The organism is Microbacterium sp. C448 (assembly GCF_000582705.2).
Classification (GTDB): domain Bacteria; phylum Actinomycetota; class Actinomycetes; order Actinomycetales; family Microbacteriaceae; genus Microbacterium; species Microbacterium lacus_A.
Map to the genome: position 1 here is coordinate 1 of NZ_HG779660.1, position 19,127 is coordinate 19,127.

At 64.3% G+C, this 19,127-nt stretch carries 23 protein-coding genes; 14 read left to right on the top strand and 9 right to left on the bottom strand.

Features of this window, described 5'->3' with window-relative positions:
- The 3 genes from MIC448_RS06895 to MIC448_RS06905 all read right to left on the bottom strand — a co-directional run.
- On the bottom strand, positions 1-977 hold a 977-nt coding region (locus MIC448_RS06895; protein ID WP_036297719.1), incomplete at its 3' end, for a hypothetical protein.
- Positions 978-983: 6 nt separating this feature from the next.
- On the bottom strand, positions 984-2,840 hold the full coding sequence (locus tag MIC448_RS06900; protein ID WP_144238005.1) for a hypothetical protein: 1,857 nt from the start codon (positions 2,838-2,840) through the stop codon (positions 984-986).
- Positions 2,837-4,126, bottom strand: a complete 1,290-nt coding sequence (locus MIC448_RS06905) for a metallophosphoesterase (protein ID WP_036297723.1) — start codon at positions 4,124-4,126, stop codon at positions 2,837-2,839. Before MIC448_RS06905 ends, MIC448_RS06900 begins: the two co-directional genes overlap by 4 nt.
- A 79-nt stretch (positions 4,127-4,205) precedes the next feature.
- On the opposite strand from MIC448_RS06905, the gene MIC448_RS06910 reads away from it, so the two are divergent.
- The 3 genes from MIC448_RS06910 to MIC448_RS06920 all read left to right on the top strand — a co-directional run bounded on the left by MIC448_RS06910 (position 4,206) and on the right by MIC448_RS06920 (position 7,353).
- Positions 4,206-5,396 (top strand): DNA adenine methylase, encoded by a 1,191-nt coding sequence (locus tag MIC448_RS06910; protein WP_036297725.1) that lies wholly within the window; start codon positions 4,206-4,208, stop codon positions 5,394-5,396.
- Between the two features lie 371 nt (positions 5,397-5,767).
- The gene (locus MIC448_RS06915; RefSeq protein WP_036297729.1) at positions 5,768-6,781 is read left to right on the top strand and encodes a zeta toxin family protein; all 1,014 of its coding nucleotides are present in this window, start codon (positions 5,768-5,770) and stop codon (positions 6,779-6,781) included.
- A 17-nt stretch (positions 6,782-6,798) separates the two neighbouring features.
- On the top strand, positions 6,799-7,353 hold the full coding sequence (locus MIC448_RS06920) for a recombinase family protein (RefSeq protein WP_100813238.1): 555 nt from the start codon (positions 6,799-6,801) through the stop codon (positions 7,351-7,353).
- Here the strand turns inward: MIC448_RS06920 and MIC448_RS06925 are convergent.
- From MIC448_RS06925 to MIC448_RS06945, 5 genes are all read right to left on the bottom strand, one after another.
- Positions 7,350-7,670: a hypothetical protein gene (locus MIC448_RS06925; RefSeq protein ID WP_036297731.1), complete on the bottom strand. Its 321-nt coding sequence runs from the start codon at positions 7,668-7,670 to the stop codon at positions 7,350-7,352. The two genes, MIC448_RS06920 and MIC448_RS06925, sit on opposite strands and share 4 nt — an antisense overlap.
- Positions 7,671-7,906: 236 nt before the next feature.
- Positions 7,907-8,194, bottom strand: coding sequence for a hypothetical protein (locus tag MIC448_RS06930; RefSeq protein WP_036297733.1), 288 nt, complete (start codon positions 8,192-8,194; stop codon positions 7,907-7,909).
- A complete protein-coding gene (locus MIC448_RS06935; RefSeq protein ID WP_144238006.1) occupies positions 8,191-9,087 on the bottom strand; it encodes a hypothetical protein in 897 nt (298 codons plus the stop codon). The genes MIC448_RS06930 and MIC448_RS06935 overlap by 4 nt, the downstream gene beginning before the upstream one ends.
- Before the next feature lie 4 nt (positions 9,088-9,091).
- Positions 9,092-9,622, bottom strand: coding sequence for a hypothetical protein (locus MIC448_RS06940; protein ID WP_181003461.1), 531 nt, complete (start codon positions 9,620-9,622; stop codon positions 9,092-9,094).
- A gap of 2 nt (positions 9,623-9,624) precedes the next feature.
- Positions 9,625-10,284 (bottom strand): ParA family protein, encoded by a 660-nt coding sequence (locus MIC448_RS06945; RefSeq protein ID WP_081766232.1) that lies wholly within the window; start codon positions 10,282-10,284, stop codon positions 9,625-9,627.
- A gap of 114 nt (positions 10,285-10,398) precedes the next feature.
- On the opposite strand from MIC448_RS06945, the gene MIC448_RS06950 reads away from it, so the two are divergent.
- From MIC448_RS06950 to panB, 8 genes are all read left to right on the top strand, one after another.
- On the top strand, positions 10,399-10,989 hold the full coding sequence (locus MIC448_RS06950) for a hypothetical protein (protein ID WP_232711339.1): 591 nt from the start codon (positions 10,399-10,401) through the stop codon (positions 10,987-10,989).
- Positions 10,964-11,200 (top strand): hypothetical protein, encoded by a 237-nt coding sequence (locus MIC448_RS06955; RefSeq protein ID WP_036297738.1) that lies wholly within the window; start codon positions 10,964-10,966, stop codon positions 11,198-11,200. The genes MIC448_RS06950 and MIC448_RS06955 overlap by 26 nt, the downstream gene beginning before the upstream one ends.
- Before the next feature lie 110 nt (positions 11,201-11,310).
- Positions 11,311-12,555 (top strand): bifunctional phosphopantothenoylcysteine decarboxylase/phosphopantothenate--cysteine ligase CoaBC, encoded by a 1,245-nt coding sequence (gene coaBC, locus MIC448_RS06960; RefSeq protein ID WP_036297740.1) that lies wholly within the window; start codon positions 11,311-11,313, stop codon positions 12,553-12,555.
- Between the two features lie 40 nt (positions 12,556-12,595).
- A complete protein-coding gene (coaA, locus tag MIC448_RS06965; RefSeq protein ID WP_051513293.1) occupies positions 12,596-13,546 on the top strand; it encodes a type I pantothenate kinase in 951 nt (316 codons plus the stop codon).
- Positions 13,547-13,655: 109 nt separating this feature from the next.
- On the top strand, positions 13,656-14,384 hold the full coding sequence (locus tag MIC448_RS06970; protein ID WP_232711340.1) for a DUF2520 domain-containing protein: 729 nt from the start codon (positions 13,656-13,658) through the stop codon (positions 14,382-14,384).
- On the top strand, positions 14,381-15,232 hold the full coding sequence (gene panC / locus MIC448_RS06975) for a pantoate--beta-alanine ligase (protein WP_036297741.1): 852 nt from the start codon (positions 14,381-14,383) through the stop codon (positions 15,230-15,232). Before MIC448_RS06970 ends, panC begins: the two co-directional genes overlap by 4 nt.
- Positions 15,233-15,243: 11 nt before the next feature.
- On the top strand, positions 15,244-15,627 hold the full coding sequence (gene panD / locus MIC448_RS06980) for an aspartate 1-decarboxylase (protein WP_306342095.1): 384 nt from the start codon (positions 15,244-15,246) through the stop codon (positions 15,625-15,627).
- Positions 15,624-16,529 (top strand): 3-methyl-2-oxobutanoate hydroxymethyltransferase, encoded by a 906-nt coding sequence (panB, locus tag MIC448_RS06985; RefSeq protein ID WP_036297745.1) that lies wholly within the window; start codon positions 15,624-15,626, stop codon positions 16,527-16,529. The genes panD and panB overlap by 4 nt, the downstream gene beginning before the upstream one ends.
- A gap of 137 nt (positions 16,530-16,666) precedes the next feature.
- Here panB and MIC448_RS06990 read toward each other — a convergent pair whose 3' ends face one another.
- Positions 16,667-16,795 carry a ParA family protein gene (locus MIC448_RS06990; protein WP_198517666.1) on the bottom strand — a complete coding sequence of 43 codons (129 nt, stop codon included), beginning with the start codon at positions 16,793-16,795 and terminating at the stop codon, positions 16,667-16,669.
- A gap of 126 nt (positions 16,796-16,921) precedes the next feature.
- On the opposite strand from MIC448_RS06990, the gene MIC448_RS06995 reads away from it, so the two are divergent.
- The 3 genes from MIC448_RS06995 (at position 16,922) to MIC448_RS07005 (ending at position 18,737) form a co-directional block, all read left to right on the top strand.
- Positions 16,922-17,212 (top strand): hypothetical protein, encoded by a 291-nt coding sequence (locus MIC448_RS06995; protein ID WP_232711341.1) that lies wholly within the window; start codon positions 16,922-16,924, stop codon positions 17,210-17,212.
- Between the two features lie 156 nt (positions 17,213-17,368).
- A complete protein-coding gene (locus tag MIC448_RS07000; RefSeq protein ID WP_051513295.1) occupies positions 17,369-17,602 on the top strand; it encodes an AlpA family transcriptional regulator in 234 nt (77 codons plus the stop codon).
- Positions 17,589-18,737, top strand: a complete 1,149-nt coding sequence (locus tag MIC448_RS07005; RefSeq protein ID WP_158497526.1) for a site-specific integrase — start codon at positions 17,589-17,591, stop codon at positions 18,735-18,737. Before MIC448_RS07000 ends, MIC448_RS07005 begins: the two co-directional genes overlap by 14 nt.
- Positions 18,738-19,127: the final 390 nt, after the last annotated feature.

Genomic DNA, 19,127 nt, shown 5'->3' on the forward strand with positions numbered 1-19,127 from the left:
CCGCCGGCGGGGTCCGCCCCTTCCGGCCCTTGGGACGTCACACACAAGCCAACAATTGAGCCATCAGGAATACGATCGATCGCCTGTCGCCTCGATTCAGAACTGAGCCGCCATAGAGTGATCGACTCAGGGGCTGATAGCGCAACGAGTGAAGCGACCAAGGCGAAGATCTTGGGGCCCAACGGAATGATGACGACCCGGCGGGTTGCGATCTCTCCGCCCAATAGTGCGTCAAGTCGCAGCAGTGCTTCGAGTGGTTGATCAACTCGATACTCGAGTGTCTTGCCCGCCTCGACCACGTGCAAGAGTGAGCTATTCAGCTGGTCCAGTTCGACGTCATGGTTGGGGGAATACCCGCGGGGCAAGAATGCCCAAACATCCTCGGGTTCGATGTCATCGATCACCCCGAGTGCGAGGTCACCCTCGAAACCCGCCCCGACCACACAGGTCACCGGGAGGCTCGGATCTCCCCATCCCTCGTAACCGCTCACAGCACCGTTGGTAACGACAACCTGATCGTCCACACGGGAACCTTCGAAGGTTGCAGGGGCATAAACCCAGTGCGCTTCCACCGCCGCGCCCAACTCGGTATGCAGAATCCGGATCGAGTCGGCAATTCGTTGACGCGTCATGGACGAGATGTCGACCAAGAACCGAGGTCTTTCATCCGGCGTCGCGCCATGAAATGCCGCGATCACGTCAGTCAACGTGTTCCGAAGCCGCTGTGCAAACTGATCCTCGGCTTCGACCTCAACTACAGCTCCGTGCTCGAGCGCCCAGATGCGGTTCTTCTGAAATTGCCCCTCACGCTGAGTAGGGAAAGTGAAGCCCACGAGGTGCGAGCCCTGGCTAGCCGTGCTCGCAATGAACGTTGACCGCGTTTCGTAGCCCACTGAGTAGACGACCGCCACATAGTCGATCAGCGCAATTTCGCTTGACGCAAACGATGCCACCTGGGCATGCAGTGCCGAAGTCATGTTGGCCTACTCTCTGGACGGCGGGAAGTCGAACAATGCCTGACCTCCTCGATCCCGGCGGCTGCGGCCCGAAGGGAAGTACCAAGCCCGCGCGTCACCCCTTGTAACGATTGAGCGCAGGCCCCGATGTTCGCCAAGCCGCAGCGGCAGTCGATAGCGAGGCGCGAGCACGAAAGACAAGCGGAAGAGCTCCCCTTCGAGCGTATCTGGGATCGGCCGATTTGAGTCGTCCGGAAGGTGAACAATGGCCCCAACGTTAAGCGCGATTTGGAGGGCACTGATCACATGCGGAGGTGATCGTCGATCGACTCGAAACGCAGTTACGGGGTTGTCGTCGAAGGGTCCGCTAATGAGTCGACGCCCGAGTTCCTTTCCAATCGCTTCGACGAGGTCTACGACTTGAAACAGGCGTCCGTCGTCCCCCTGTACTGCTGGTTGAGACCTCAACAGCGCGAGGAATCGATCAATGACACTGTCGATGGCCGCGCTTTGGGCCGCGCGGTCGAGCGGAAGCGTGCGCGGTAGGTCCCGTGGCAAGACATGCCCGAGCAGCGCCATCAATAGGCGGGGATTCGCATCAACTAGTGTCGCCAACCCCTCCGCTCCCGTGTAGAGATCGTGCGACTTGCGACCCGTCTGGTGGGGGCGTCGGTAGTGCTCGCGCAATACGACGATGTTTCGGATCTTCCGCACCTTTGCTGCGCGTTCGTTGGGCGTCAAATCCTGCAGTGCGTGCAGGTCTACGCCCTTCTTCGCGAGCCAATCAGCAAAGGTGTCGTCCGACTTCGCCAGGCTGTCATAGCGCTTCCACAGCCAGGACCCAATTGCGTACGGGTCCTCGTCCTCCTCAACCGACGCGAATCGCCCCGCACCGAAGACCCGACGAGATGTGAGGGCCAACTCATTGACGTAGCGTTTTCTGAGTTCGGCTTCGATGATGTCTTCCGCGAACCGTGGTGCCGCCGAGTACTGGGACGACAGACGGATGAGCTCGAAATCCTGCCCGTGAACTCCTGCTAGCGGCATATTCAACCGAGCGAACTCCGGTTGAACGGGCGACAAACTCAATTTATACAGGAGCACAGACTGACTCCCCCGCATGGCGTCCAGCACCGATTCAGTCACCCTTGGTGGGGCGAGCTCCATCTCGTCGAACAGCAGCGCCCATTGATGATCGGACTGCTGCGCGGCGGTATTGAAGAGCCGAATACACGCTTCCGCTGTGCTGAGGGTGTCTCTTATGAGCCAGTCGGGCAGCTGAGTGTCGATCTCACGAGGGCTACGTAGGAGCTCGCCATGTTCCCTGAACCGTGCCACCAAAGCGCTCACAACCGACTCGATTCGAGGGACTTCGACGCGCAGCCTCAAGAGAGACGATAGTTCCCGGACAAGAAGCAACTCGTCGGCGGGAGTGAGTCGGGCCCTCGCATGATGCGGCGTATTTTCGGGAATGCTATGGGCGCGCCAAGCCATCGTCGTGACGAGTTCACGCGCGACCTGCGTCGCGAACGCAGACTCCGCGATCACGTCGCGAATGAGCCGATCAAGTTCGTCCGTGTCCGGCTCGAGCTGCTGTTTCCAGATCCGATCAGTTGCAACGAACACACCGGTGTAGTCGATCGCGCCAACCATCGACTCCGCCTGCGTATGGTGCCATCGCTCGAGCGCCTCCGGCTGGAGCATCTTCAGCAACGTGGTCTTGCCTGAACCTCGCGGACCCGAGAGCACCGAGTGCACCGGATTAACCAGCGTAAAGAATGACTCGGGTGGCACGAACGAAGCGGCGACCTGCTGCGCCGAGTACGTTCGCGCATTAAATGACGTGAGTGATCGGTCTGCGCCAACAAACCCTCGCACGCTCACGCGATCACTCCGCTCACATCAGGGATCTTGGCCCTCAGTTCCACTATCTCGCCACTTGAGTCCCGAGCGACGGCGATCCCGAGATTATCCAGCTGACGCGCAAGGTTCTCGATGTCGCTGGGGGCGAGGAATGGGAGCTCTGGGTGCCGCATCTTCAGGTCCGCAGCCGTAAGCGCCAATCCAGGTCCGAGTCCGGCTGCTTTGATCATCCTGGCGAGAGCGGCGGGATCGATCCGCCATCCGAATCCACCTCGCCCGGGCCAGCCTGCCGCGCCCTCCGCTTCTGCCCACCCGATACTTGGCCGCCATGACCACGAACGGAACTGTGCAGCCAGACCCAGCGTTGGGACGCCCTGATCGGAGGGATCCCACAGCGTGATCAGATGGACCTGATTGCTAGCGATGGAGGATGTCTGGCCCCAGGCGAAAGCAGCCATACTCGCGGCCGAGAACACAGCCGCGCTGCCGGCTCCGCCGCGGGCGTACTGAAAATATGGGCGGTGTTTGTGTCCGTGTACCACCAGCCATGGCCCCGTTCGTTCCAACATGGCCAGAAGGTGCTCCGCCTCTCGAACTTGGCCATGCTCGTCAGTGTCGACGTCAGGCAGCTGTTCGACGTGGTGGTGCAAGAGAAGGATTTGAATCTGTGCTGGCGCGCGACCCTGCAGATCGCTCTCCAGCCTGTTGGTCGTTCGCTTCGAAACCCGTCCGTGGTCCAGCTCTTCCCCCTGCTTGGAGCTGAGACCGTGGAATGCGCTTGAGTTGACGGCGACCACACGCCACGGGATCGGCCCGTCATCGGCAGGGGCTGCCGCGTCAATGATGCAGTAATTTCTGGACCAATAGTCCGCTCGTGACGCATCGGCGTCGTGAGGGAAGAGCGGCGCGAGATCGAACAAGACTCCTCGAGGATCTATCTCGGTGCCACCGCGGGAATCCACGTCGTGATTTCCTGCTGTCGCGATCAGCGTCGACCCACGACTCCCGGCAAGGTCATTGACGTCTCGCCACGCGTCGACGAGCGCGGCTGAGTCGGCCTTGTCGGTGATATCACCAGCGCAGAGAAGCAACGTAGGGAACAACTTTTCGCGTTCAAGCACATGTCGCAAGCCAACGATCGGGTGATTGCGTTCATCCCGCGTCGTAGTTGTCGTGATCCACGATCCAGCCTTGTCGCCGGGGGCGCTACTGCTCGCGTGAAGGTCGGACACGACAAGTATCGAGATGAGCGGCTCGCTATCCCCAGGGACTGTCAAGCCTTCCGGCCCGCCGTCGTTCTCCGGCACGGGCTCATCGTATAGTGCTGAGAGCACAAGGCTGACAAGGCGCCGCTCGGGAGTGTGTCGCAGAATCGGAATCGCATCGATGATCCGCTATATGGGCACCAAGCGCCATATTTCCGGCGCCGTGCGAGAAGCCGTGGAGAGCATCAGTGAGGACGGGCCGATCCTTGATCTCTTTGCTGGGATGGGGAGTGTGGCAGATGAGTTCGTTGGAAAGCGCCCCGTCTACCTGAATGATGCTTCCGAGTTCGTCGGTGCAATGCTCCGAGCACGCTTCGGACCGACGAGTTCCCCCCCTGCCCTCGATCGCGGAGTCTTCGATGCAACGATGCAAGAGTCCCGAGATCGACTGACCCAAGAGTTCTCTGCTCAACTCGAGATCGAGACGGCTGCGTTGAACGGCGACGTCGCCAAGCTGCAAAGCTATGTTCGACGCGCGAAACACGTGGGTACCTCAGCCACCGCTCGCCGGGCCGCCGTCGACGCATCAACCTGCGCTGGCGTCGCTAGATACAAGTTGGCTTCGCTCTATTTTTCCGCGGGATACCTGAGTCTGCATCAGGCGATTGAAGTCGATGCGCTCCGCTTTGCGATCGATTCCTACCCGGATCAGTCTGTGCGCGACGCCCTCATGTCGCAATGGCTAACGTCGATATCGGCCGTCTTGAACTCCCCAGGACATTCCGCGCAATTTCTTAAACCAACCCCTTCCGGCGGCTATGGCCGAGTCGTGCGAGCCTGGAGCAAGAGCGTTACCGAAAAGTTCTGGCAGGTCGGCACCGTCAATCAACCTCACAGCCTCGCCAGTTGGCGAGCGACGACGCGAGTAACGACGGTTGACGCGCTCACCCTTCTCAGATCCGGCGGAGCCACCGATGCGTCAGTCATCTACGCAGACCCGCCGTACACGCGCGATCAATATGGTCGGTTTTATCACCTGTACGAAACCCTCTACAAGTATGATTTTCCGACTTCGCGCGGATCAGGACGGGTCCGAGCAGACACGTTTGTGTCTGGGTTTTCACGGAAGACCGAAGTAGAGACGAGCATCCGCGAATTACTCAGAATCTCGGCTGCCTCAAGCAAACCCATTGTTCTCAGCTACCCCAAGAATGGGCTTCTGAACCAGGCGGGTCGCGATCTCCACGTCCTGGCTCGCGACTACTTCGAGTCCGTCACGGTCGAATCCATCTCTACCAATCACTCCACTCTCGGGGGCTCGTCTGGATCACGTAGCAAGGCCGCGACGGAGCAACTTGTCATCTGCCTCTGAAGAGTCGGTGCCGAGTCGGTTACGCACGCGGGTTCGCGCAACTTCTACTCTGCGGGAACATTCCGAAACTCCCGTCCTACCCTTTACCGCGCCGGGCTTAGCATAGGCGCGGAGGCAATGGTGACTGAGATCTCGTCGTGGCGGGCGAACGATGTCGTGGCGTACGAACTCTTGCGAGAGTCGGCGTCAACGCTCACTGCGCTCCTAACCTATGCCGCGTCTTCCGATGTGTCAGCGCCAGACGGCGCGCGACTGGAACTCACACAGCTCCGCCGCGATCTCCTGACAATCGACGGGTACGATCGCGCACGGGTGAACGCCCTCGCGGCACAGATCGATGCTCGAGTCAGGGAACTCTCGGGAGCATCCAGATGACCGACGGGGACATCACCGAGGACCAGCACCGCGAAATCCTGCGGCGTGACATACTCCCGCTGTTGTTCCCGCAAGACACCATAGGCGGGGCCAGGGCTTTCGTTCTCCTCAGCGGCCAGCCAGGGGCAGGCCGGTCTCGCGCGATTGCGCCCCTCCTCGCTGAGCATGGCGGTGCCCTCGCGGCCGTTAGCGGCGATGAGCTACCCGCATTCCATCCAGCCTTCCGCGAGCTCTCTACTGCGCGTTCGGCCGATGGCGCACGAGTCCTTGCCCGGGCGTCGGCGGGCTGGGTGCGCGACTGTATTCGCTACGCACGAGAGAACCATCGTTCGCTGCTGCTTGAGGGTACATTCCATGATTCCGCCGTTGCCACTGCGATAGCCGATCGCTTCGCCGCGGCGGGTTTTGAGACCCGCTTGGTGGTTGTCGCCTCGCGTCGCGCGGAGAGCCTCTTGACCGTGGTGTCACGCTACCTGCGGGAAGTACAGGCCGATAGTCCGGCGCGATATACGAGCCGCGAGGCACACGACCGCGGATTCGACGCGACACGAACACTTGTCGCAGCTGTCGAGGATGGAGCGTTGGTGAATCGCCTGACGATCCTCGATCGCGACGGCGATATGGTCTTCGACGCGCGCGGCTCAGATCGGGATGATCCGTTCCGAGGCGCAAGCATTGCTCTCGCAGCTGCGCAGTCGGCGCCGATGAGTCGATTCGCGGCGACGCAATGGCTGAGTGAGCTGCATCATGTGACGCAGTTCGCCCGGTCGCGTCGTGATCTACCGCGAGGGGTGACGGAGTTGCTGGTGGACCTACATGAGACGTCGCTGCGGGAGGTGATTCCGGAGTTGCGGATTCCCGCAGACGGGAAGTTCGCTACGGCGATGGAGCAGAAGACGGTGGCGAACCTAGTGGCGCTGCGGCGCTCGATGCAGCCTGCACAGCAGACGGACGCCGCGGCGCCAGTGATCGTGCCCGGCGGTCCCGAGCGTGGGGGCCCGTCTCGGTGACACGTGCCATCGGTTACATGCGTGAGCTACTGCCCGGCACCACCCCGGATACCGACGAGCTGACCCGCGCGGGCGCAGAGCAGATCTTCACGGACGACGGCCCCGCGGAATCTCGCACCCGTCCAGGCTTGGAGGAGTGTCTTCACAGCCTCGATCCCGGGGACACTCTGGTAGTGACGAGCGCGGCGCACCTGTCATCCGCAGTTCCGCACTTCGTTGCGACGGTGGCGGGCTTGAGGAGACGGGGCGTGGGGTTTCGGTCGTTGAGCGAGCCGGCGCTGTGCGCAGGGGTAGGTGCGTCGGTGGATCCGGGCGAAGTGCTGTTGGCGTTGGAGGTGTTGCGGCGGCGGTTGGCGAGCTTGCAGACGCGCGCGGGGATGGCGACGGCTGCAGAGGAGGGGCGGCGGCCGGGGCGTCCGACCGTGATGACGCCGGAGCGGATCGCGATGGCGGTGGAGTTGCGGAATCTCGACCGGCCGATCACGCATATCGCGCGCGTGCTCGGGGTGAGTGCGAACGCGGTGCAGCGTGCGCTCGCCCCGATCCCGCGCACAACTAAATCTCAGCCCTAGCCGTCGAGGTCATCGAGCTCGCTGGGTGCGACCGAAATCGCGAGCCAGCTTCGGGCGGTCGCTGCCTGCTCAGGGTCGTCGTTCCAGTCGGGTTCGGTGAGCACCCAACGATGCATGAGCCGAGCGGCGGCGTCGGCGTGGTGGCCGGCGTAGAGGACCTCAGCGAGGGCTTCGGCCTGGTCGAACTCGAGCATGCAGCTGACTTCTTCGTGGCCCTTGAGGAGCCCGTCGACGACGTCGGCAAGGCGGTCGACGACGTCTTCCAGGTGATCCCTGGCGACGATGGAGTCGGGGTTGCCCGGTGTTGTCGTGTTCATGGCCGTTCCTCGCTTCTTGACTATTCGTAGCGCCTGTCCGGCAAGTGGCTTTAAGAGCGAGCGGAGGGGCGCGCAGTGCCGGGCCCGAGGATTACCGGACTGAGCGTCAGCGAGGGAGGATATGCCGCAGGGCCGGAACGGAGCAGGCCGGAGCGAGCTACGATCGGCCGCCGGGAAGGGCTCGCGGGCCGCGCCGAATCGTTCGACGGCACGGCGCTCCCATCGCCCCTTCCCTGTTAGTCCCCGGCGAGCGTTGCGAGGGTTGCGATGAACTCACGGCGGTCGGCACTCGGGTCGATGATGAGGGCTCGGATCGTGTCCGTCGTGTGGGCGAGTTGGCGTGCGGGGAGGGATCGGAGCGGTGCAATGCACCAGGCGAGGTCCTCGTCGATCGTGTACCCCGGCTCGTCGCTGAGCTTGCCGGGGTAGTACAGGAAGGCGGAGATCGCGACGCGGAACAGGGTCACTTCCGTGTCGCGTTGATCGACCAGGGTTGTTTCATTCATGTGCGGGGTGAGGGTCATCGGTTCATTCCCATCGGATGATTCGGTTGCAGCATGGGGTGCGGTGCGGCGGGGTCCAGGTGGTGCGGGTGCCGGGCGGGTTCGCGATGCCGGAGCCGTTCGTTGACTTCACGTCCGATTGCGTCCAGTCGCGCTTCTTCCACGGCTTGGAGGGTGCGGGTCGGCTTGGGGCCGGGCCGGGCGCGGTCCAGTTCCTTGTGCAGTCGGGCGAGCTCTTCCTTCTGCTCGGCGAGGTGATAGGCGGCGCGGGCTCGAAGACTGTCGCGTTTGAACGCCGCCACAAGCTCGGGTGGGGTCGCGACCGACCGGAGCGCCTCGGATAGCTCCGCCGTGGTCCATTCGCGGGTGAAGAACGCGTCCGCATCCGCCCTGTGAGCTATCCGGTCGTCTCGGGACACCCGGTGGAGCCGGCGCGGGGGCAGGCCGGCGTCGCGGCGCCGTTTCTCCCGGTCCCGCCATGCCCGCTGGGTCGCGAGCTGCCTTTCCTTGTTCCTTGCGTAGTACTCGCGGCGCCGCGCCCGTTGTTCCTCGGCATTGGCGGCGTAGTGCTCACGGCGTCGCTGCCGGTGCTTTTCGGGATCCGTCCGGTATTTCTCGCGCAGCTTCGCGTTGACCTCGTCTTTGTGCTTGTCGCGCCACCGTTGGTCGCGTTGCCGCTTTGCCTGGCGGTACGCCTCTGGATCCTTCTGCCGTATCGCGGCCCGGTGTTGCCGCTGATACTCGAGGTACTCCTCGCGGTGCTGCGCGTAGTACTCACGGGACCACGCGCGGCGGGCGTCGCGGCGTTCCTTCTCCCGGTCATACAGCCGCCGGCGGGCCTGGGCGATCTGCAACCGAAGGTCCTCGGCGTCCGGGGAGATCGGTTCTTCGTCGTTCCAGTAGTCGTCCGACATGGCCTCACCGCGCAACCGTGCCGGGCTGACCGGAGGTGACGGGCATCCACGTCTCGTGTGCGCGGGAATCATGATCATGCTGACCCAGGGAGCTATCGAAGGCGGGGCGTTCGGATGTGGCAGACCTTGGCTGTCGGGATGCTCCGTGGTCGGTCACCGCGGAGGTTTGCGAGTCCCGGACATGGGCACTGCCGGAGTCCGGGACTGCCGGAGTGCGGGAGTTCGGAAGTGCGGTGATCACGGAGCGGCGGAGCTCGTCTTCCGTAGACCCGCGCAATGTGTCCGCGTGAGCCAGGAGTAGATCGATCGCGACGCGGATCAGCGTGTTCTCTGTGATGCGTTCCGTTTTGACGCGTCGGCGCCGCATCACCGTTTTGGTGAGAGTGGAGAGTGCGGCATCCTGGTCGGCCCGCAGGCGCGCGTCCTTACGCACCAGTCGCGCAAACTTCGCCAGTCCGCGTTCCTCGACCGGCAGCTCTGTCTGCATCCGGGCGCGCACGTCACTCAGGCGTTGGCCGAGTTCGATCTTGCCCATGGTCACCACCGCCCGATGCCCGTGAGGGCGACTTGTTCGGACACCTCGAGCCCGACCCGCGTGATGTCGGCGATGGCGCCCGCCGTGTGGCGGTTGTCGCGGACCGTGGTCACCAGGTGCCCGAGCACGGGCGCGTCAGCCTGTGTCTTGTATTGACGTAGGTAGGCGTCCAGGCGCGGAATCCCCCACGTCGTGTCGAGCAGGTCTCGCCACGCCTTCAGCTGCGCAGGGATGCGGGGGTCGATACGGTTCAGCAGCACCGCATGGCGCATCTGGCGCGGCTCGATCAGGCGCGCGATGGTCCGCATCGTGGGCTCAACCGCGAGGGCTTCCGGCGTCAGCGACACGATCGCGTAGTCGGCCGCGTCCAGCACGGTCTCCAACACCGGAGTGTCTTCGAGGCTGCCGGGGGTGTCGACCAGGAGGAAGTCATACTCCGCGTGCAACTCACGCATCCGGGTGAGCACCTTCGGGTTCTGGTTGCCGGCGAAGTCAAACGGCAACCGATCCCTGATGTTCTCCGACCACCACACCGTCGACTGCTGCCGGTCAACGTCCACCACCAACACTCGATGTCGACGCGACAGCGCCGCGCCCAACTGCATCGTGACAGTCGTCTTGCCGACGCCGCCCTTCTGGTTTGCAACAGCGATCACTCGCACGGCGACCTCCTATTTGCGGAACTCGTTACGGTCTTGACAGCAGTACACTCCTAAGTCGTATAGTCAGTCAAGAGCAATCTGCGGAATGCATGTGCGGTACGGCAAACTAAGGGGGTGAAGGTCGACGTGAAGACACTCGACGGCAAGAGCATGTCCGCGCAGCGCGCGACAGAGCCGGTCGGGTCCGCACTGCGTATCGCGCCAGGGTTTGTCGCAACCACTGTCGATGACACGGCCGGCGTAGAGACGACACTCGAGGCGCACTACCTCGCCGAACGAGGCCGCTACGTCATCACCACCATCACCAACCGTGCAATCGCCACCGACTTCAGCGAAGACCGGTTGAAGCACACCGCCCCACAGGCGATCCTGCGCGCGGCCATCCCGCACTGTGTCGCATTGCTGCTCGATGACAGTGCGCAGGCGAAGTGGACGACGGTCGCGGACCTCACGACCACCGATCGGCGGATCGTCCCGCTGTGGATGGCCCAGGCGGTCGTCAAGCGTGGGATGAAGGACGAGCGCTGGCAGGTCATTGAGATCCTGTACGGCATCGCCGCACTCGCAGATCTGCCGCCCGTCAAGCTCATCGCGCTTGAGCTCGATGTCCCGGAGCGCACCGCCTCAGACTGGATCCAGAAAGCACGCGCCGCGGGCTGGCTGGTCGGCATGACGTCCAATGTCGGCCGACCTGCCGGTGGTTGATTCCCTCACACTCCCCACGACCCTCGTCGCAGTCGACGACGCGACGGCCGCCGCGATCCTCGGGCTGAGTCCCTCGCGACTACGCCATCACGTGCGCCTCGGCAACGTCGCTCCCCATTTCTCTGGCACCAAGCCGTTGTATCTGATCTCCGAACTGGAACGCTTCGTGGAGCATCTGCCGACCCATCCCGAACATCTACCCACGGTGTAGCTCAGTCGTCGGGCTGCGCGCTTGTGGCATTCGGCGGTCGAGTAGTCTGCGATTGATCGCAGACCGATGCGCATGAGACGACGCGTGTCCACCCTTGCCATAGAGGAACCATGAGCCAATCATTAAACATCGTCGTAGGTGTGACAGGTGGCATCGCCGCTTACAAGACCGTGCAGGTGGTGCGGGACCTCGTCTTGGCCGGGCATTCCGTACGGGTGATCGCGACCGAGTCCGCGTTGCGGTTTGTCGGCGCGCCGACGTGGGAGGCGATCAGCCGGAACCCGCTCTCCACGTCGATCTTCGACGATGTGGCCGCGGTGCGTCACGTCAGTCTGGGGCAACAAGCGCACGTCATCGTGATCGCTCCGGCGACGGCCAACACCCTCGCAAAGCTCGCCGCCGGCATTGCCGACAACCTTCTGGGAACGACGGTGCTGGCCAGCAACGCACCCTTGGTGGTGGCCCCAGCAATGCACACCGAGATGTGGACACACCCGGCGACCGCCGCGAACATCGCCACTCTACGAGCTCGCGGGGTGATTCTGGTCGGACCGAACTCGGGACGACTCACCGGCAACGACATCGGGCCGGGGCGAATGAGCGAGCCCGACGCCATCGTGTCCGCGACAATCGCTGCCGCATCGACTGTCGTGACGCGCGCGGCATCCGACGATCTCACCGGGCGACGGGTCCTCGTGACCGCGGGCGGCACCCGCGAGCCGATCGATCCGGTGCGGTACCTCGCGAATCGCTCGAGCGGCAAACAAGGCGTCGCGATCGCCCTCGCCGCAGCCGCGCGTGGGGCCGAGGTGACAGTCATTGCCGCGCACATGGATGCGGAACCCGCCGCAGCTCTCAAGAACTCCGGTCTCCACACAGTCGACGTGCACACCGCCGCTGATCTGGCCCGCGAGGTCGGCACCGCGGCGGGCACCGCATCGGTCGTGGTCATGGCCGCAGCCGTCGCCGACTTCACCCCAGCGCAGGTCTCTGACCGCAAAATCAAGAAGAACGCGCACGGGGAGACGCTCGAGCTGGCGCTCGTCCGCACAAAGGACGTACTCGGCGAGCTGGTCTCGCATCCGGTGCCGGGGCGGGTCGTGGTCGGATTCGCGGCCGAAACGGCGGCGGATCGCGACGAGCTCGTGACGCTCGCCCGCGAGAAGCTCTCCCGCAAACCCGCCGACCTCCTGGTGGCCAACCCCGTCGGGCATGACAAGGGGTTCGGCACGGATGACAACGAGGCACTCATCTTCGCAGCATCCGGGGCGGTCGTGGCCGAGGTCTCCGGCAGCAAGCGCGTCGTGGCCGACGCCATCCTCGACCGCGTGGTCGAGCTGCTCGACCGCGAGTGAGTTGAAACCCGAGCACCGGTCCGCTCGAGACCATGGTGCCATGATCAGCTCCGTCGATCCTGCCGCGCCCGCACGGACGCTGTACCGCAAGATCGAACGATCCCAGTGGGCAGATCTGGCACCGGGGATGGAGCAGCCCCTGACCGAGCGGGAGATCTCGCAACTGCGCGGACTCGGCGACCACCTCGACATCGACGAGGTGCGCGACGTCTACCTCCCGCTCAGCAAGCTACTCAGCCTTTACGCACGGTCCACCAGAGCTCTGGACTCCCGGACGAGCGCCTTCGTGGGGGAACCTCCCACCGCCACTCCGTTCGTGATCGGCGTCGCCGGTTCAGTGGCGGTCGGCAAGTCCACCATCGCCAGGCTGCTGCGGGATCTGCTCAGTCGCTGGGCCGACACGCCACGCGTCGAACTCGTCACTACAGACGGCTTCCTCTACCCGAATGCCGAGCTCGCGCGCCGGGGGCTCATGAGGCGGAAGGGATTCCCCGAGTCCTATGACCGCCGCGCGCTCGTTCAGTTCCTCCGACAGGTCAAGAGCGGTGCACCCGAAGTCGAGGCCCCGGTCTACTCCCACCTTCACTACGACATCGTGGATGGCGCACGGGTGACGGTGAGCAGGCCGGATGTCGTCATCGTCGAAGGCCTGAACGTGCTGCAACCTCCCCGGGACACCGACGGCGTATCGATCAGCGAACTCTTCGACTTCTCGATCTACGTGGATGCCGACACCGACGACATCGGCCGTTGGTACATCGACCGATTCATGACCCTCAGACAGGGCGCCTTCAGCAACCCGGACTCTTACTTCACCGTGTACGCCGACCTCACCGACGAAGCGGCGATTCAGACCGCGAAGGGGTTTTGGAACGGCATCAACCTGCCGAACCTCCAGGCGAATGTACTGCCGACGAGACAGCGGGCACGACTCATCCTCCGCAAGGGGTCAGACCACGCGGTGGAGAGAGTACTGCTCAGGAAGCTGTGACCCTGCTTTTGCACTTGGTGCATAAACCATCGATACTGAGCACAGGTCAGCTGTGTCGCTCGGCCATCCACACATGATCCCCCTTCCCTCACACCCACGCACCGCCCCCATGACTGTCACCGTCGTCGGCGGTGGGCGACTCGGGCGTCCGCTCGCGCGCGCACTCCGTGCTGCGGGAGCGGTCGTGCACGGGCCGATGATGAGGGGCGAGACCGTCCCTTCGGCGGACGTCGTCCTGCTGTGCGTGACCGATGGAGAGATCGCTGGCGCGGCCGACATGCTTCACGGCTCGGCGGCTCTCATCGGCTCCGTGTCTGGAGCGAACCCCCTTGCCGAGCTTGACGTGGACTTCGGGTGGCACCCGCTGCAAACCTTCGTCGGCGACGAAGGACCTGACGCGTTCCGCGGGATCGGCTGCGCCATCGCCGGGAAGTCCGTCGATGCCCTCGCGGTCGCCCAGCAGCTGGCGGACCTGCTCGGCGCCCACGCGTTCCCGGTCGCCGACGACCAGCGGGCCGCGTATCACGCCGCCGCGTCGATCGCGTCGAACTTCACCGTCACCCTCCTGGCTGCGGCCGAAAATGTCGCCGCGGGCGCAGGGCTCACCCCGGCGGAGGCGCGTGCGCTCCTCGCCCCATTGGTGCGCCGCACGATCGAAAACTGGGCAGTGCGGGGCCCGGAGGCGGCGCTCACCGGTCCGGTGTCGCGGGGCGACGAACGCACGGTAACCCGGCAGCGCGACGCGATCGCCGGACGATCTCCCGAGGTGCTCCCGCTGTTCGACGTCTTGTGCGAAAGCACGCGGGGGCTCGCTAAGAAGGGCAGGGCCACCGCATGAGAATCATCCGCGACATCGCCGAGGTGCGCGACGCGCTCCGCAACGCTCGCGACGGCGGGAGCAACGTTGGACTGGTTCCCACCATGGGAGCCCTCCACGAAGGCCATCTGTCGCTCGTGCGTCAGGCTCGCGCCGAGACTGATCTCGTCGTCGTGTCGCTCTTCGTCAACCCGACCCAATTCGCCGCGAACGAAGACCTCGGCGCGTACCCGCGCGATGAAGCCCGCGACGCGGAACTCGCCGACGGGGCAGGCGCCGACATCCTGTTCGCTCCCCCAGCAGACCAGATCTACCCGGGCGGATATGCGACGACCGTGCACGTCTCCGGGATCACCGAGGTGCTATGCGGGGCGGCTCGGGGGCCAGAGCACTTCGACGGCGTCGCCACCGTCGTAACCAAGCTGCTGCACATCGTCGCACCCGACTCGGCCTACTTCGGGCAGAAGGACGCGCAGCAGGTGCTCGTGATCCGCCGGGTGGTCCGGGACCTCAACATTCCCGTGCGCATCGTGGCCTGCCCGATCGTGCGCGAGCGCGACGGCCTCGCGATGAGCTCACGCAACGTCTATCTCGATCCCGCCGCGCGTGAGCGCGCCACAGCACTTAATCGGGCGTTGGATGCCGCGGCCAGACTCGTCGCTCAAGGAGAAACGCGAGCGGATACGGTGCTCCAGGCAGCGCGCTCCGTCCTGGCTGCCGCGGACATCGACCCGGAATACCTCGAACTGCGCTCACCCGACGATCTCCGCATCCTCGACAGCGTCGGCGACTCGGCGCTGCTCGCGGTCGCTGCGCAGGTCGGACGAGCACGCCTGATCGACAACCGAATCCTGGAGGCGACCCGCTAATGCGACGCACGATGCTGAAATCGAAGATCCACCGTGCGACCATCACGGACAGCGATCTCAACTACGTCGGTTCGATCACGATCGACCCCCTTCTCCTCGATGCGGCCGACATCCGCGTCCACGAGCAGGTGCAGGTGCTCGACATCGACAACGGCGCCCGCTTCGAGACCTACGCGCTCCCCGGCACGCCCGGGAGCGGTGAGATCCAGATCAACGGCGCGGCAGCGCGCCTCGTCCACCACGGCGACCTCGTGATCGTACTGACCTACGCCGACTACGACGAGGACGAGGTCGACTCGCACGACCCGATCGTGGTGCACGTCGATCACCGCAACGGCATCATCGACGTCGACGACGCGGTCGCCGTCCTGCGAACGCCGGCCGTGCGCTCATGAGCGCTCAGTCGGTCCCCGTGAGTTCGTCGAACGCCCGCGCACGGCGGACTATCGCCAGCCTCGCGGCGCAGAAGACCGCCGGTGAGCCGATCGTGATGGTCACCGCCTACGACTACCCGAGCGCACAGATCGCCGAAGCCGCCGGGGCCGACGTCGTGCTCGTCGGCGACTCGGCCGCGATGACCGTACTCGGATACGACAGCACGGTGCCGGTAACGGTCGAAGAGATGCTCATGCTCACCGCCGCGGTGCGCCGTGGCCTCTCGACCCCACTCCTGGTCGCCGACCTCCCCTTCGGTTCCTACGAGGGTTCCGACGAGCAGGCCATCGCGACCGCGCAACGGTTCATCAAATCGACCGGGTGCGACGCCGTCAAGATCGAACGCGGAGGATCCTCCGTCGACCGCGCCCGCGCCATCATCGGAGCGGGCATCCCCGTCATGGGCCACGTCGGACTCACCCCCCAGACCGCCGCCACGATCGACGGGTACCGATCGCAGGGGCGCACCGCCGAGGAAGGCCTCGCCATCCACGACAGTGCCCGAGAACTCCAGGACGCGGGGTGCTTCGCAATCGTGTTCGAAGCGATCCCCACTGCGGTAACGAACGCGATCACGCCACGTCTCGACATACCCGTCATCGGGATTGGCGCAGGGCCGAACACGGACGGGCAAGTGCTCGTCTTCCATGACATTCTTGGCATCTATGACGGCCACGCAGCCCGCTTCGTAAAGCGCTACGCCGAACTGCGCGGCCCGATGATCGCCGCGGTGACCGCATACGCTGACGACGTGCGCAGCCTCGCATACCCGCAGCCCGAGCACGGGTACAACCTCACCGCGTCGGAGACCACCCGATTGGATCGACTGCTGACCGACCGGAGCCACATTCATCCCGACTAGCCCGAGGGATGCGGAGCATCGCGCCCCACATACGTGGCCTGGCAGAGAGCCTTGAGCTGAGCTGGTTCCCCCGGCCGCGGCTGGCGCCGCGGGGGCGAGTACTCGAGCACGGGGCGCGTACGCCGATGACCAAGGCTCTACACCTGGGCAACTTCGAGGCTGCGGGATCGCCGAGTTGTCCGACGCGAGAGCGCCGCACCCAACTGCATCGTGACGGTCGTCTTGCCGACGCCGTCCTTCTGGTTTGCCACAGCGATCGCTCGCACGACCATCTCGTTGTTGCGGAACTTGTTAGGGCCTTGACAATAGTACACTCCTAAGTCGTATAGTCAGTCAGAAGCAATCTGCGGAATGCATGTGCGGTAAGGCGAACTAAGGGGGTGAAGGTCGACGTGAAGACACTCGACGGCAAGACAATGTCCGCGCAGCGCGCGACGCAGCCGGTCGGGTCCGCACTGCGCATTGCGCCCGGTCCTATCGCAACAGCCGTCGACGACACGGCGGGCGTGGAGACCACACTCGAACCGCACTACCTCGCCGAACGCGGCCGCTACGTCATCACCACCATCGCACTTCAGCTCGACGTCCCGGAGCGCACCGCCTCAGACTGGATCCAGAAAGCACGCGCCGCGGGCTGGCTGATCGGCATGACGTCCAACGTCGGCCGACCCGCCGGTGGCTGATGTAAAGCCTCAACCAGACGTGGGTGTTTCGCGTGTCTTCCGCTGGATTGCGCTGGGGCTTTGCGCGGCCTTCACCGGGCCTGCATTCGCAGGACGATCGCACCACTCGTCGTGGAAAACCGTCTCGCGTTCCACCGAGGACCAAAGGAGGCTGCAATGACGCTGGATGCATCACCGTTCGCCGACGTGGACGTGCGAACGCCCCGCTCCGCATACCTCGATCGGCGCGAAGCGGCAGAGTACTGCCGAGTGCCGATGTCGACGTTCGACTCGCTACGCCGCAGAAACCAAATCCCCCACCCTGATGCGGAAATGGGCAAACACATGCTCTGGAAGCGCGCGACACTCGACGACTTCCTCGAGTCCGGAGGCACCCGTGACCTCCGGTGACGGGCCTGCAAGCCGAATCGACCCCAAGACTCTTCGGACACTTCCTGAAGGGATTCGATACCGTGCCGACCGCGGGGGCAAGTACCAAGTGCGTATCTGGGGTGTCGGCCGCAATGGCGAGTGGAAGGAGCGCGCCACACTCGTCGATTCACTCAAGGAGGCGAAAGCACTTCGCGCAGACGGTGCGGCACGGCAGTTCCCCGAGGGGTCAATGAGACTCGGCGACTGGTATGAGAGATACTGGCCGACGATCCGTGACAGTGTCCGCCCCGCTACAACGCGCGCATACGAGCGCGGCTGGCGGCTGCGGGTCCAACCATGGCTCGGGCACCGCAGACTCGAGACGATCACGGCAGGCGATGTCGAACAAGCGCTCACCGAGTGGACCGGCGGGGCGTCGACCAAGATCGACGCGCTTGCTGTCCTCAGCCGTCTCCTCGACGGCGCAGTACGCGCCAAACTGATCCCGATGAATCAAGCACGCCTCGCACGGCGACCAGTCGCGGACCCACAGCTCAACCTCCGATCGCGTGCACTCACACCGGAGGAGGTCGGCGTGGTGCTGAACGCGATTCCGGCAGGCCCCTATCGCAACTATCTCGCCGGCCTCATCTACACCGGCATGCGCGCCAACGAAGCCGCCGCCCTCCAGGTTGGCGACGTCGATCTCGATGCGCGATCAATCCACGTGCACCGCAGCTTCAGCGCCGATCTCGATGGTCGGATCAAGGAATACACGCCGAAGAGCCACAAGGAGAGAGACGTCCCGATTCCGTCAGTGCTCGTCCCGCACCTTGATGACGCAATGACCGGCAAATCGCGCTCCTCGCTCGTGTTCACCGGCCCAAAAGGTGGCCGGATCAACGGGTCCAACGTCCGCAGGGCCATCAAGTGGGACGCGATCAGAGCGGTCCTAGACCGTGACGATTACCGTCTTCACGACCTTCGCCACACACTCGCTACGCTGCTGTTCGATGGCGGCGCTGCTGCGAACGACGTGCAAGCCATCATGGGGCACTCCACCCTGCAAATGACCGAGCGGTACAGCCGCGCCAGGTCGGACGCAGCGAGACGCGGTGCGGAGAGACTTGATGGCCTGTTCGGAGTGCCGCCTCGAAGCGGGCCATCCCTCTGATCACCCGCGAAGCCCTGGCGACTCGGCGGCGGGCGTCGCGTTAGATTCACCCCGATCAGCCCTGCCTTGTGGCCTTCGTGGGGCGCGCAGATTGGCGCGCGACTGACCTCGGCGAGAGCCGATCGGTCGGATGGGGCCTCGCCGCGGCGGCCTGCGAAATGGAAGAATCGGTAGCATGCAGCGCGCGGCCATCGACGACGGCGTACTCGGTTGGCGGGGACGGAATCACCGCACGATCTGTGCCGGGAATGTGCTGGGAACTCCACCAAAACAATGACGATCAACGAGGCTCAATGAGCACTCGAACCGCGGAATCACGCGGCTGATTAGCATCAACGAGTACCCAAGAAGCCCCCGCAACTAACTGAAAATCGTGAGGTCACGGGATCG